Source organism: Methanococcoides sp. DA23, from assembly GCF_057593895.1.
Genome location: NZ_CM172520.1, coordinates 2,311,375 through 2,325,190, shown reverse-complemented (window position 1 = coordinate 2,325,190; position 13,816 = coordinate 2,311,375). Strand labels below are relative to the sequence as shown.

14 protein-coding genes are annotated in these 13,816 nt (G+C 46.3%); 12 read left to right on the top strand and 2 right to left on the bottom strand.

Annotation, left to right across the window (positions count from 1 at the left end; translation table 11 throughout):
- Positions 1–20 precede the first annotated feature (20 nt).
- The 6 genes from thiC to AC20MK_RS11505 all read left to right on the top strand — a co-directional run bounded on the left by thiC (position 21) and on the right by AC20MK_RS11505 (position 5,975).
- On the top strand, positions 21–1,268 hold the full coding sequence (gene thiC, locus AC20MK_RS11530) for a phosphomethylpyrimidine synthase ThiC (protein WP_487355951.1): 1,248 nt from the start codon (positions 21–23) through the stop codon (positions 1,266–1,268).
- Between the two features lies 1 nt (position 1,269).
- Positions 1,270–2,046 carry a coenzyme F420-0:L-glutamate ligase gene (gene cofE / locus AC20MK_RS11525; protein ID WP_487355950.1) on the top strand — a complete coding sequence of 259 codons (777 nt, stop codon included), beginning with the start codon at positions 1,270–1,272 and terminating at the stop codon, positions 2,044–2,046.
- A 215-nt stretch (positions 2,047–2,261) separates the two neighbouring features.
- Entirely contained in the window at positions 2,262–2,531 is a 270-nt protein-coding gene (locus tag AC20MK_RS11520) for a thioredoxin family protein (RefSeq protein WP_487355949.1), read from the top strand.
- A 108-nt stretch (positions 2,532–2,639) separates the two neighbouring features.
- Positions 2,640–3,653: an MBL fold metallo-hydrolase gene (locus tag AC20MK_RS11515; RefSeq protein WP_487355948.1), complete on the top strand. Its 1,014-nt coding sequence runs from the start codon at positions 2,640–2,642 to the stop codon at positions 3,651–3,653.
- An 87-nt stretch (positions 3,654–3,740) separates the two neighbouring features.
- Positions 3,741–4,130 carry an EMC6-like membrane protein gene (locus AC20MK_RS11510; RefSeq protein ID WP_487355947.1) on the top strand — a complete coding sequence of 130 codons (390 nt, stop codon included), beginning with the start codon at positions 3,741–3,743 and terminating at the stop codon, positions 4,128–4,130.
- A gap of 75 nt (positions 4,131–4,205) precedes the next feature.
- Positions 4,206–5,975 (top strand): ribosome biogenesis/translation initiation ATPase RLI, encoded by a 1,770-nt coding sequence (locus tag AC20MK_RS11505; protein ID WP_487355946.1) that lies wholly within the window; start codon positions 4,206–4,208, stop codon positions 5,973–5,975.
- A 44-nt stretch (positions 5,976–6,019) separates the two neighbouring features.
- Here the strand turns inward: AC20MK_RS11505 and AC20MK_RS11500 are convergent, their stop codons facing one another.
- Entirely contained in the window at positions 6,020–6,304 is a 285-nt protein-coding gene (locus AC20MK_RS11500; protein ID WP_487355945.1) for a hypothetical protein, read from the bottom strand.
- A 65-nt stretch (positions 6,305–6,369) separates the two neighbouring features.
- Positions 6,370–8,175 carry a BatD family protein gene (locus tag AC20MK_RS11495; protein ID WP_487355944.1) on the bottom strand — a complete coding sequence of 602 codons (1,806 nt, stop codon included), beginning with the start codon at positions 8,173–8,175 and terminating at the stop codon, positions 6,370–6,372.
- A 98-nt stretch (positions 8,176–8,273) separates the two neighbouring features.
- Here AC20MK_RS11495 and hisF point away from each other — a divergent pair, with 98 nt between their 5' ends.
- The 6 genes from hisF to AC20MK_RS11465 all read left to right on the top strand — a co-directional run bounded on the left by hisF (position 8,274) and on the right by AC20MK_RS11465 (position 13,787).
- Positions 8,274–9,095, top strand: coding sequence for an imidazole glycerol phosphate synthase subunit HisF (hisF, locus tag AC20MK_RS11490; protein WP_487355943.1), 822 nt, complete (start codon positions 8,274–8,276; stop codon positions 9,093–9,095).
- 22 nt (positions 9,096–9,117) lie between these two features.
- Positions 9,118–9,405, top strand: a complete 288-nt coding sequence (locus AC20MK_RS11485; protein WP_487355942.1) for a MazG nucleotide pyrophosphohydrolase domain-containing protein — start codon at positions 9,118–9,120, stop codon at positions 9,403–9,405.
- Between the two features lie 190 nt (positions 9,406–9,595).
- The gene (locus tag AC20MK_RS11480) at positions 9,596–10,546 is read left to right on the top strand and encodes a DUF7490 domain-containing protein (RefSeq protein WP_487355941.1); all 951 of its coding nucleotides are present in this window, start codon (positions 9,596–9,598) and stop codon (positions 10,544–10,546) included.
- Positions 10,546–10,782: a DUF8060 family membrane protein gene (locus tag AC20MK_RS11475; RefSeq protein ID WP_487355940.1), complete on the top strand. Its 237-nt coding sequence runs from the start codon at positions 10,546–10,548 to the stop codon at positions 10,780–10,782. The genes AC20MK_RS11480 and AC20MK_RS11475 overlap by 1 nt, the downstream gene beginning before the upstream one ends.
- 147 nt (positions 10,783–10,929) lie before the next feature.
- A complete protein-coding gene (locus tag AC20MK_RS11470; protein ID WP_487355939.1) occupies positions 10,930–13,362 on the top strand; it encodes a U32 family peptidase in 2,433 nt (810 codons plus the stop codon).
- Positions 13,359–13,787, top strand: a complete 429-nt coding sequence (locus AC20MK_RS11465; RefSeq protein ID WP_487355938.1) for a nucleoside 2-deoxyribosyltransferase — start codon at positions 13,359–13,361, stop codon at positions 13,785–13,787. The genes AC20MK_RS11470 and AC20MK_RS11465 overlap by 4 nt, the downstream gene beginning before the upstream one ends.
- The last annotated feature ends 29 nt before the right edge of the window (positions 13,788–13,816 follow it).

The following is a 13,816-nucleotide window of genomic DNA, read 5'->3' as shown; positions in this document are numbered from 1 at the left end:
GATTTTAAGAGTCGAATACTATGAGACCCACACAGGTAGAATACGCAAAGAACGGTACGCTGACCCCGGAAATGGAGCATGTGGCCCAGCACGAGTCCATTGATGTGGAAACTGTAATGTCAAGGGTTGCAGATGGCAGCCTTGTGATAATGGTTCGCGATGGCTGTCCTCCGGTAGCTATTGGTAAAGGAGCTAAGACGAAGATAAATGTCAATCTCGGAACCTCTTCTGCAAGCATCGACCCTGATGCTGAACTGGAAAAAGTGAAGGTCGGAGAAAAATATGGTGCCGATACCATAACTGACCTTTCCATGGGTGGTGATATCTCTGCTATAAGGAAAATGGTCTTTGATAATACCACTTTACCTATCACTACAGTGCCTGTCTATCAGGCGGTAGTCGAGTGCGGTATGAAGGACACCTCCAGTGACGATGTGCTTTCCTACCTTAAGAAGCAGGTCGATGAGGGCGTAAGCTCTGTTGTGGTCCATTGTGTGGAAAAGCAGATGCTTGAGAAGCTCAAGGGTACAGGACGTATCATGGGCATGGTCTCAAAGGGCGGTTCCTTCACCAGTGTGCTTATGTTGAAGGACGGCTGCGAGAACCCCTATCTTGAGAACTTCGATGAGGTGCTTTCTATACTGAAGAAGAACGATGTCGTCCTCTCCCTTGGTAACACAATGCGTAGCGGCTGTGTCCATGATCTGTGTGATAATCCACAGATGATGGAGATCAGGACGAACGCAAAACTTGCAAAGCAGGCGAACGAGGCCGGTGTACAGGTTATCATCGAGGGCATGGGCGGCCATGTGCAGGCGAATGATATTGTTCCCCACATTCAGGCACACCGTTCCCTCTCCAATTTCCCTCTCTTTGTGGCAGGTCCGCTACCTACCGATGTAGGTATGGGCTATGATCACATCTCCGGGGCAGTCGGTGCGAGCATTGCAAGTGGCAATGGTGCCGATTATCTTTGTTACATAACCCCGGCAGAACATCTATCCCTTCCGACACCTGAGCAGGTGCGTGAAGGCCTTATTGCATTCAAGATCGCGGCACACATTGGCGATTCCATGAAATACGGTCTCGATGAGCGGGATAAATTGCTTGCTGACAGGCGTGCCAATTTCGATTGGGAAGGGCAGATGGAACTTGCACTGGACCCTGACAAACCAAAGGGGATGTGTCCCATGACAGGGCCTTGTTCCATGTGTGGCGAATACTGTGCCATCAAGATAATGGCTGATTATTTGTCAGAAGGTGTCTGAATTGGTAGCAGAGCTCCCCTCCATACAGATGCTCGGTATTAGAACTCCCCTCATCGAGGTGGGTGACGATATGGTGGAAGTGCTATGCGAAGCCTTCTATAAGCATGGGGTATTTCTGGAAGATCGTGATATACTGGTCCTTGCCGAATCCGCAGTAGCGACTGCAGAAGGCAGGCTGGTGGACCTATCTACCGTAGTTCCCGGGAAGATCGCAGAGGAACTTGCAGGTAAGTATTGTCTTGATTCCAGGGAGATGGAGCTCGTTCTTTGTGAATGTGATGAGATTATAGGGGGGGTGCCGGGAGCTGCCCTTACTCTGACCAACGGGACATTGTCCCCTAATGCAGGCATTGACGGTTCCAACGCCCCCGAAGGGCATGTTGTGCTCTTGCCTGAGGATGCCCAGAAAAGTGCTGCTTCCATAAGGAAGGGCGTTGAAGAGTACTCTTCCTGCCATGTGGGTGTCATCATCGGGGACAGCCGTACCCAGCCTTTGCGCCTTGGTTGTATGGGAGTTGCACTTGGTACTTCCGGTATAGTTCCGGTTGAGGATGCACGGGGCTCCCATGATCTTTTTGGAAAACCTCTGCATATAACACGCAAGGCTGTTGCGGATAATCTGGTCTCTGCTGCCCAGCTCTTGATGGGCGAGGCAGATGAATGCATCCCCTGTGTACTTGTTCGCGGAGCTCCTGTGGAAATGTGTGAAGGGTCTGAGGAGATGCCGCTGTTCACTCCGGAAGAGTGCATGTATTATAGCAATATCAAAAGGGCGTGAGAATTCCTTCTCCTCTTTTTGTTTTTTGACCTCGCATCAAGTCTTCTGAACATGCTCTTCAAAAAAGATATCGAGTATGCAGCTGTCCTGTTAGGTAGTATTCTGATCGATGTTATTGTCACTATCAAAAGCTATTTATAGAATGCAACCACTGGTTTTGTATGAAGCGTGCAATACCGCTTATTTATATTTTTCAGTTACAAAGGTGATCTTCAATGAGCAATGTAGTAGTAATGGATTTTACAGCAACGTGGTGTGGGCCTTGCCAGATACAGAAACCTATCCTTGAACAGCTCGAGGGTGAAATGGGGGACAAGGTAGAGTTCAAGATGATAGATGTTGACCAGAACAATGCCCTTGCAGGCAAGTATGGGGTCAGTGCAGTACCTACTCTCATCATTGAGAAAGATGGCGAATTGGTAAAGCGCTATACAGGTGTTACCAGCGCTGACGTCCTTCGTGCAGAGCTGAATACTCTTATTTAACCCTTTTATTTTATTTCCTTTTCATTCATTTTTTCCTCTATTTTTTATTATTTCTTCTTCTGACAACATGTAAATAACTTGAACTCGTCCATTGGCCGGAGGTATCATTTGAACAGATTTGCAGATATGGGAGTTCTGGCATTTCGCCAGAAGAATTCACGAGGGACGTTCAAACCCCATCTTGCTGTTAAATTCAGGGCAGATGATGGGAACCTTTGCACTTTTTCCATTGATTCCACACGTGTCCCTAAAAAACAGCCTCAACCGGATGCTTATCTTGTCACTCATGCTCATTCTGACCATAACGGCAAGTCCGCAATGCTCTCTGACCTCTCGGTTTCCACTGAAAAGACCGCCAAGGCCCTTGAGATACGTCATGACCGTGAGTTCAAGGGACGTACTTTAGCATGCGGGGATTCCATCGACATCAATGGTGTGACAGTAAAGACCTATCAGACGGGACATACTGCAGGAGCGGTTGGCTTCTATTGGGTGAACGAGGTGGGTACCCGTATCCTTGTCACCGGGGACGTCAAGGATGCTTCCGCACTGCCAAAATGTGACGTGCTGATAACTGAGGCGAACTATGGGGATCATTCCGACCCGTCCTGTCATTTCGAGGATGATCTTGAAGGGTTCAGAGATGTCATGGAGTGTGGTTCCCAGGTCGCTTTCGGTGCTTATGCATTTGGAAAGGCACAGAGAACTGTGGAGCTTTTGCGTGGTATCGGTTACCATGGGACTATCGCAATGGAAGAGAAGTCATTGATTCTGACACGCAGCCTTGTGGATAATGCCGGAGATATAGTGGCTATAGGGGAATGTGATGAGGACGAGGTCTGCATCGTACCGCCCTGGGACCTTAAGAAGTTGCCTCATTCGATGAAAAAATATGTGCTTACAGGAAGGCTGGACTATAGCTATCCTGCCCTGCAGGTAAGTGACCATCTTGACGCTAATGGCCTTGCCAATATGGTGGAGGATATAGATCCTGAGCTGACGATCGTGTATCATCCTTCAGGGGAGCGGCCGGAAAAGTTCGCTTCCTATCTAAATAGTGTCGGCAGGGAAGCTGTATCCCTTGATCAGGTCAGCAATGTACTGAGTAATGAGTTCCTTTGACCTTACTCTCTGCAGGAATAAACGTTTATATATGTTCTAATGATTATAACAACCAATCTTAATAATTAACTCAGGAGAAGATGCCAATTGAAAAAGGAAAGCAAAGGGAAGTCGGATGGCACCAAAAAGGTAGTTCAGACTGATGCTCCTGCAGTGTCCAAAAAACCCGCTGCGATCAAAGTGAAGACTCCGGAAGAGCGCAGGGTAGCACATATACAGGGTATAATCAAGACTGCTGTTGCAGCATTCCTTGGTATGGTAGCCGGTCTTGGTGCATTCCTACAATTCGGTGCAGGTACCGAAACTAAATGGTATGCAGTGCTGGTCATTGTCGGTGTGTTGGCATATTATGCACAGCGCTTGATCTATCCCGCTATCAAGATAGATACGAAAGAGTTCGGACCAAAGGATTGGTTCTATGTTGAATTCATCGTTATCGACTTCTGCCTTGTGACATGGGTATTGCTGTTGAATTGACAGTATTCATGGTACTCTTTTTTTCTTTTGTATAATCATTATTAAATATCCCATTAACAACTTCAGTGATCTATCATGCGAATTGCAATATTGAATAAGGATAGGTGCCAGCCAAGGCGATGTAGCCACGAATGTGAGAAATACTGTCCTAGGGTCAGGACAGGATACGAGACGATCGTGTTCGGGGATGATGGTAAGGCCATCATATCTGAGGAACTATGTGTCGGCTGTGGTATCTGTATCAACAAATGTCCTTTTAGCGCTATTATGATAATCGGTCTGCCTGAGGCCCTTGACAAGCCGACCCACAGGTATGGCCAGAACGGTTTTGCCCTTTATGGTTTGCCAACCCCTCAGGTGGGTAAGGTGACCGGTATTCTTGGTCCGAACGGTATTGGTAAGAGTACTTCAGTACAGATCCTCTCAGGTGCCCTTGTTCCTAACTTCGGGGAAGAGACCGGTGACTGGGACACAGTATTGGAGCACTATGCCGGTACTGGAATGTATGACTATTTCAAGAATGTCATCGACGGCAAGATCAAGGTATCCCAGAAACCGCAGTATGTGGATATGATCCCCAAGGCCTTCAACGGCAAGACACGTGATCTTCTTGAAGGTACCGACGAGCGCGGTGTAATGGATGAACTTGTGGAGAAGCTTGACCTGGGTCACATAATCAACCGAAATATCGGTGAGCTCAGTGGTGGAGAATTGCAGAGGGTGGCCATTGCCGCATGTGCTGCAAGGGATGCCGATTTCTACTTCTTTGATGAGATCAGTCCGTATCTGGATATCTACCAGCGTATCAATTCCTCAAAGCTTATACAGGAGCTTGCAAAGGACAAGGCAGTTCTTGTCGTTGAGCACGACCTTGCAATTCTGGACATGCTCTCTGATGTCGTTCAGGTAGCATACGGTATGCCAAGCGGTTATGGTGTGGTCACACATCCAAAGGGTGTCAGGATCGCTATCAACCAATATCTCAAGGGTTATCTTCCTGAAGAGAACGTACGTGTCAGGCCGGATGCCATTACCTTTGAAGTGCATCCTCCAAGGGTTGCAACTGATATCGCCACCCTTCTGGATTACAATGCTTTTTCCAAGAAGTACGGCGACGGTTTCTCACTTAGGTCCGATGGCGGTTCTTTGAAAGAAGGTGAAGTTATCGGAATTGTCGGTCCTAACGGTATTGGTAAGTCCACTTTTGTGAAGATCCTTGCAGGAGAGGTTATACCTGATGAGGGTGAGCTGGAATCGGAAGTTTCCATCTCCTATAAACCTCAGTATATCAAAGTTGATTCTTTCATGCAGGTGCAACAGTTCTTGAGGAGCATTACCCGCAGGTTCGATACAAGCTATTATGAGGCTGAGATAATCAAGCCTCTTCAGCTTGAGCCCTTATTCGAGAAAATGCTGAACGACCTGAGTGGTGGCGAATTGCAGAGGGTTGCCATCGCAGCCTGTCTCTCAAAGGATGCTGATCTGTACATTCTCGATGAACCAAGTGCGCATCTTGATGTGGAGCAGCGTTCCCTCGCAACGAAGGCCATAAAGAGATTTGCAGAGAATAATGGTAAGACCGCAATGGTAGTAGACCATGACATCTACATGATCGATATGCTCAGTGAACGCCTGATAGTCTTCGAAGGTGAACCGGCAGTCTTTGGTATAGCACATCCTCCCTCTTCAATGCAGGTTGGAATGAACAAATTCCTCTCTGACCTTGGTATAACTTTCAGAAGGGACGAAGAGACCATAAGGCCAAGGGTCAATAAAAAAGATTCACGTCTTGACAGAGAACAGAAAGCAAAGGGCGAATATTATTACTACAAGGTGGATGAGTGAATATCTCATCCTTTTTATTTCCTTTATTTAACTTGATATTTTAATTAGATCTTTTTTCTCGAAAGGTACCATGTAAGGAATTCGGTATAGAGTATGATGCCGATGATGGTGGACCATGTGAACAATAGCAGATGGTAATTGTTGATCGGCACGATCCCTCCTGCAAGACGTATATGCTCGTGGGCCAAAAACCCAGTGGCTGCATTAGGTATGATCAGCATGACCACCAGTGGAATTCCAAGAAGTGCGACACCTGCTATCAAAGAAGAGTGGTTAACTAGCAGGTACAGTACAATGGCGGAAAGAAATCCGAATATTATAACTGCCAATGCTATTCCAATTATGTCCGTTCAAATCCCCTCCTTTCTTCTTTGGATCTCATTCATAAATGGTTTCATTGTATCCTTTTCCTTCTATCTGACTGTTGTCTGCTAATATATAAATATGCAATAAATGGTATGGTGGAAAGCACACCCAGGATTGTGATGAATGATGATAGCAGGAATAATATCCTTCCTTTCATTGTGAGGGGTTGGTAATCAACTTCCTGACCTTTGCTATCATCATCTATCGGTCCAACTGAATATGCATATAATCTTATCGCATTCGATTCAAACGTTCCCTGTGTACCACTTTCATCGTCAAATTCTACTTTTGTGGGAGGTAGTTCATAGACCGCTTCTTCCTTTGCAACCATTGTATAGACGATCCGTTCTTCTTCCCCTACGCCAATATATCCTACCCAGCTTTTCTGTCCGCTGACAAATTCAAATCCTTTCGGGATGTTCTCTGTGTAGGATACGGTCGCATCCCTGGTGCCGATGTTACGTATGTTTATGGTGACATCTACTTCTTCACCTGTATATATATCAGTTGAACTAACTGCCTTTTCAACTTCCAGCAGTGTACCACTAGTAACGATCGTGCTGCTCTCTCCTGAATCCACGCTATATGTCTCTCCCTGTGAATACCAGTTTGCAACGGCTGGCATTATCTCAAAGGTACCGGCAGCAGTGGGAATCGCACTGTATGTTATCGTTTTTGACTTTTCGGGATCGATAAATAAATTCCATTGGGTGGAAGCTATGTCCACAGGCATGAACGAAGGAGGTATCGGATCATTCACAGCTACTTCATGTGCAACGCTTGCATTGTTGTATATAACTAGAGTGAAAATTATCTCCGGATCATCTATCCCTTCTTGTAACTGACTGGTATCATACGATCTTGAGATCGCTATATATGGGTCGACAAAAGTAACTGCGCTTGCTGATGTCTGGTAGCTGTTCCCTTTGTAATCATATCCTTCAACGATGACACTTATTTCGACATCTTTTCCGAGAGGTGTTTCCGGGAGCTTGAGGCTGACCGGGATTTTCTGTCTGTCTGAAGTGTCCAGTATCGGTACCTCAAAGCTGCCAGATTCGATCTGTGCATTAATTGCGGAAGGTGTGATCGTAATTCCTCTGGCAGGTATGGTTCCCTCATTTTTTATAAGAATGTTAAAGACAGGGTCTTCATTAGGATAGTATCTATCCTCAATGTCCTGTATCTCAAGGGCAAGTTCCGGTCTGCCAGGCAGGTACGGTAGTATTGTGATAGTCTGTTCTATTTTATCAATATAGGTTAGCCGAATGAGGGCTTCATCGAAGTAGCGATGATGGTTGCCTGTAATGTACTCGTCACTGAGGTTTCGTCCATCCTTTGAGATCTCTATGGATGCAGAATCATCGTTAATTCCAACGGCTTCGATGTTGATGCCATTCAGGTCATAATTTTCTCCAACTTCGAGAACAATGGTATCTCCAGGTATCCATACAAGTTCGTATTCATGGATGTACATCTCAAGGGATATTCCGGTCTCGTCAAGTGCAAGTGTTCTGACCTTGAGATCTTTGTCATATAGGAACTCATTGTTCAATTCCGCATCTGCAAAGAAAGCCTCTTTGAATTCCCCGTCAACGTATAGGAGAACGTTCGCTGAATAACCATACTCTCCTGATCGTATCTCCTGCAGTTTCACAGTGTATTTTTCAGCTGATGCTTTATCATTATCTGAAAGGTCAAAGGCTCCCTGATGGACCCAGATCTCTTCATACTGGAACTCGAAGGCGGAAGCTGTCGTACACATTAACAAAAGGACTATGATTCCTGTGAGGACAGCACGGTTCAAATGCATCAGGCTTTTTATGTGTTTCATGACGTTTAAATATTCCGTTTATATTTCATCATTTTTATACTGGTTTCTTTGTTTTATTCTCAATAACATTTAATTATAGAACATTCATTACGTAAGCTATGCTAACAAAAAGGATAATCCCTTGTCTCGATGTTACCCTTGATGCTTCAGGTGGGACCGTTGTCAAAGGCGTTGAGTTCGTTGATCTGAAAAAAGCAGGTGATCCTGTGGACCTTGCAAAGCGCTATAATGAGCAGGGTGCGGATGAACTTGTTTTCCTTGATATTACAGCATCCCACGAAGGCCGTTCCACAATGATAGATGTCATCGAGCGGACCGCTGATGAGGTATTCATTCCTCTGACCGTGGGCGGAGGTATCAATTCTGTCGAGGATGTCAGGCAGATCCTCCGGGCAGGTGCTGATAAGGTATCTGTCAATACTGCAGCAGTGAAGAACCCGGAACTCATTCGCGAGGCTTCTGAGATCTTCGGTTCCCAGTGTATTGTAACAGCCATCGATTGCAGGCGTAACCTCGATGTCGAGAACAATCAGGACAAGACCATAATTGAGCTTGAGGATGGTACTCTTGCCTGGTATGAAGTGGTCATCTACGGTGGCAGGGAACCTACCGGACTGGACACTGTCCAGTGGGCCAAGAAGGTGGAAGAACTCGGTTCAGGGGAGATCCTTCTCACAAGCATGAACCGTGACGGCACCTATGATGGTTTTGATATCCCAATCACAAAAAAGCTCTCTGAAGAGCTTGATATTCCTATAATAGCTTCCGGTGGCGTTGGCAATCCTGAGCACATGTACAAGGGATTCGTTGACGGCAAGGCCGATGCAGGACTTGCTGCAAGTATCTTCCACTTCGGGGAATATACTGTGCGGGATGTAAAGGAAGCCCTCAGGGCAAAGAACATCCCGGTACGCCTTTAATTTGATCTCAGGAGGCAATATCATGGAAATATCCGAATTCCAGAAATTCATGTATGATCTGTATGCCCATAACGACAGACGCAGGGGCGGACCTGCCACGACACTCTGGCTGGTCGAGGAGGTCGGAGAGCTCGCAGAGGCTGTTCGAAGGAATGATATGGAGAATCTGAGGGAAGAGCTTGCTGATTGTTTTGCATGGATAGGGGCATTGGCGAATCTCTATGATATCGATCTTGAAAAGGCATTTCTGGAAAAATATCCGCTCGTATGCCCGACCTGCAGGAAGAATCCGTGTATATGTACTGATTGATATTTGATACAAGTCTTTTTGGACCTGCCTCATTTTCTTATTTTGTTGTCCTTACCTTACCTCACCATTCCTTTATCCTTTTTAGATCAAAGCTGATTTCTTTCCCACATTACAAGCAAATGCACCGGTTGCAAAAATAATATGGGAAGTTATTTGTACTATTGTTCTTCTCTATCATTGGTGAAAATTTATGGATAAATCCCAAAAAATAGTGGGATGTACATTACTATTACTTGTTATGTTCGCATCAGTGATGTCCGCTGGTTGTCTTCGGGACTTTGAAGATAATAGTCAGCTTGAGATCTCAAACGTGGATATCTCTTCAGAAAAAATAAGAAGTAGCTATGTAGATCTCAATGTTACGACCGAAATTAAGAGTCGGTTTGCAGATAGTAATAATGTATCCATTCTTCTGAAAGTGTACGATACAGACACTGGTTTTCTTGATATGGAACGAGAGGTTCTCATAGGTTTTCTGGAAAACGGTGATACGTTATCCATACCCATAGAACTTACACTTCTAAAAGAAGGTGGCTATCGAATGGAAGTACAGCTTCTTGAAGATGATCAGGTAAAAAGGTCTCGCCAGTTGGACATCTCTAATCTGGACTCCTTAGCTCCTGATGTGGCTGATATTGGGATAGAGATCGGGGATGTTGACTTTATCGTAAAGGGTGTTGTCGATAACAAGGTCGAGTTGCAGGCGGATGTCTATCTTTCAAATGAAGGAAGGGCCTTGAGCGATGATTACAGAGTACTCATCAAGGCACGGGAAAGGGATGCCAGCCTGCTTGCGGATAAAGTTTGGACCAATACAGGTTCCATACTTCCTGAGACAACAAAGATCGTTTCAGTGGGTCTGACAGTTCCTAAAGATTACAATTACATTGTGGATGTGATCATCTGGGACAATGATACTATCATCAAGCGTGGCGAGGGTCAAATTCAGCTAAGTCCTGAAACCGTTCTTGAAAAGGATACAGTTGTTCAGAAAAGAGTGATCAATGCAGAGGACTTTGAGGAACGGTTCGTAGATGAAGTTCCCGAGGAGGAATATGCTGATGAAACTCCCGGTTTTACCATATTGTTCGCGCTTGCTTCGATATTAGGTGTTGTGTTCATACATAGGAGGAGATTATAATGGATGAGAATATCCCAAATGGAAAACTGAATCTGGAATACTATTTCAGGTTAGGTGTTTTCGGTCTTGCAATGATATTTATGATCTTGTCGGCATTCCAGCTCTATATTTCCATAGAAGGTATCATTTATACCTGGTTCGAGCATGAGTATGTTCTGATAGTCAAATCGTTGGTCAATCTTGCAGTTCTGGCCCTTAGTGTCTACATAATAAGGCTCTATTTTGTGAACAAATGAGTGAGTTCTTCTCCCTCATTTTTTCATTTCCGACCTTCTGTTTTTTGTGTTCTGCCTTGTCTAATCACGCTTATATATGTTCAGTTGTTTGATAGCAGGTATATAAGTATTGATCATTGAAACTTTATCGGACATGCTGTGGATACAATGAACGAAAAACCTGAACTTTTGGCTCCAGCAGGAACCTGGGACTCCTTTGTGGCTGCTGTAGAGAACGGGGCTGATGCTGTCTATCTCGGAGCGAAGGCGCTGGGTGCGAGGGCTTTTGCCGGAAATTTCACTCTTGAAGAGATAGGTGATGCTGTGGACTATGCCCACCTTCGCGGGGTAAAGGTCTTTGTGACCGTCAATACCCTTGTTAAAGATATGCAGATGAAAAAAGCAGCGGATATGCTGTGCTTCCTCAATGAATGCGGGGCTGATGCTGTCATCGTTCAGGATATAGGGCTGCTTCATCTGGCAAAGGATATTGTTCCTGATCTGCCCATACACGCAAGCACACAGATGACAGTTCACAACAGTGAGGGTGTTCTTTTTCTTGAGGAACTTGGTGTCAAGAGGGTAGTACTCGCAAGGGAGATGTCCATCGATGAGATCAGGCAGGTAAGGGAAAAGACGAACATCGAGCTTGAAAGTTTCATTCATGGCGCTCTTTGCATATCCTATTCAGGGCAGTGCCTTTTGAGCAGTGTCATTGGTGGCAGGAGTGGAAATCGTGGGCAATGTGCCCAGCCATGTAGGAAATCCTATGAGCTGCTGGGGTATGATGGGGCTGTGGGTACAGAGGGTCCTTATCTTTTAAGTCCCAGGGACCTGAACAGCACGGCCGTTCTTCCGCAGCTTATTGAAGCTGGAGTCTCTTCTTTCAAGATCGAAGGGCGGATGAAAAGACCCGAATACGTTGCAGGTGTCGTTGGAATATACAGGACATTGATAGATCGTTATTTTGATGATCCCGAGGCATATTTTGTCTCTCCGGACGAGTCGCTGGTGCTTGAACAGCTTTTCAACAGGGAATTCACCGATGCTTATCTGAAAGGCTCCAGGGTCGGAATGATGAGCCGGGAACAGCCATACAGTCGAGGGTTGGTTGCAGGCAGTGTTGTGGGCTACAATGAGGAAGATAGGCGTCTGATCGCGAACCTTTCTGCAGAACTGGAGCTTGGCGATGGTATCGGTCTCGAGGGCATGGAAGGGGCAGGAGAGAACATCACCCAAATGGTCATGAACGGGGAACAGGTAACTTCAGCTCAGGCAGGGGATGTTGTGGAGATCTCATTTGGAAGGGAACTTCCTGAAGGCTCGATGATCTTCAGGACCATGGACCGGTCTCTTATGGAATCCCTTAAACGTACGTTCACATCCTCAAAGCCGCTCAGGAAGGTTCCGGTGACCCTCAAAGCGGATGTTGTTGCAGGCTCGAACATTGCCCTTGATATGGAAGATGAGGATGGTAACCGTGTTTCTGTTCTCTCGGATTATGTGGTAGAGGTTGCACAAAAGAGGCCTACCGATAAAGAGCAGATCGAAACACAGCTTTTGAAACTGGGCAATTCCGTTTTCGAGGCTTCCTCGATCGATGTGAACGTTACCGGCGAGGTTTTCATCCCTATCAAACAGCTCAATGATGTGAGGAACAATGCGGTTTCCCTTCTGGGCGCTGCAAGGATGGAGAAATGGCACCGTCCAGAGCATGGGAAATGTGTCTTGCCTGAAGTGCCTTGTGGGGAGAAGAGCTCTGAAAAGCCGTTGCTCGTTGTCAGTGTTGACACTCTCAAGAGGCTGAATGCTGCCATTGAGGGTGGTGCCGATGTTCTTTATGTCGGTGGCGAGTTCTTCAGGGGTCGTCAGTATATCGATCTGGAAGAGGCGGTCAGCATATGCAAGGACAAGGGGCGCAGGGTCTATGTGAACAGTTCCAGGATCGTTTCGGAAGACGATATGGATGCTGTGAGGGAACTGTTCGAACTGGCAAAGGAGCTTGAGGCCGATGGTGTGGTGGTTTCCAATTACGGTACCTACCATCTTGCAATGGGCCTTGGTCTGCCTGTGGTTGCGGACAGTCCCATGAATGTCTTCAATGTAAGGTCCTATGCTGCCATGAAGGAGCTTGGTGCGGATACGGTGGTCCTGTCCCCTGAAATGTCAATTGCACAGGTCGAAGAGGTCGCAGAATGCGGACCTGTGGAATGTATAGTGCATGGTCGCCAGGATGTCATGGTGTCACGCTATTGTATGCTTGGTGATCTTTTCGGGAACAAGGATGGATGCATTAAGGTCTGCGAGGAAGAGGATTTCGAGCTGGTCGATGAGCTGGGGTACTATTTCCCTTTGCTGGTGGACTCGGATTGCAGGATGCATGTGCTTAATTCCAGGGAACTCTGTATGCTCGAGAACATGAATATCATCCTTCGGGCAGGGGTTGCGGCCATAAGGATAGAGGCAAGGACAATGGATGTGGAGCTTGTGAAGAAGGTGACCCGCCGCTATCGTGGGGTTCTGGACGGTAAGAAGGCCGGGAGATGCAAGGATATCACGGATGGCTATACTGCGGGACATTATCTGCGAGGTGTGGTATGAAGGTATTTCTGTCCGGCTCGATCCGCGGGGGGCGGCTGATGCTCCCCACCTACCAGTTCATCTGCAGGTCCCTGAGGGATAAGGGACATGAGGTATTGAGCTGGCATGTTGCGGACAGTGAGGTCGAAGACAAGGAATCCCTTTTGACGGAGACCCAGATATATGAAAGGGATATGTCCTTCTTGCAGGACAGCGAATGCATGATCGCAGAGGTCAGCATGCCCTCCATTGGTGTTGGTTATGAGGTATGTTCAGCTATCAAAAAAGGCATTCCTGTAATGTGTGTGCACATGCCGGATTCCAATGTCTCTGCAATGTTGCTTGGGAACACCTATGCTGATATCTCTGTAAAGGAATACGGGGATGATTCGGAACTGGAACTCATTCTTAATGGGTTTTTGAGTTCTTTTAAAAGCAAAAATTAAATACCTTTGATATATATTTTATAGTGATC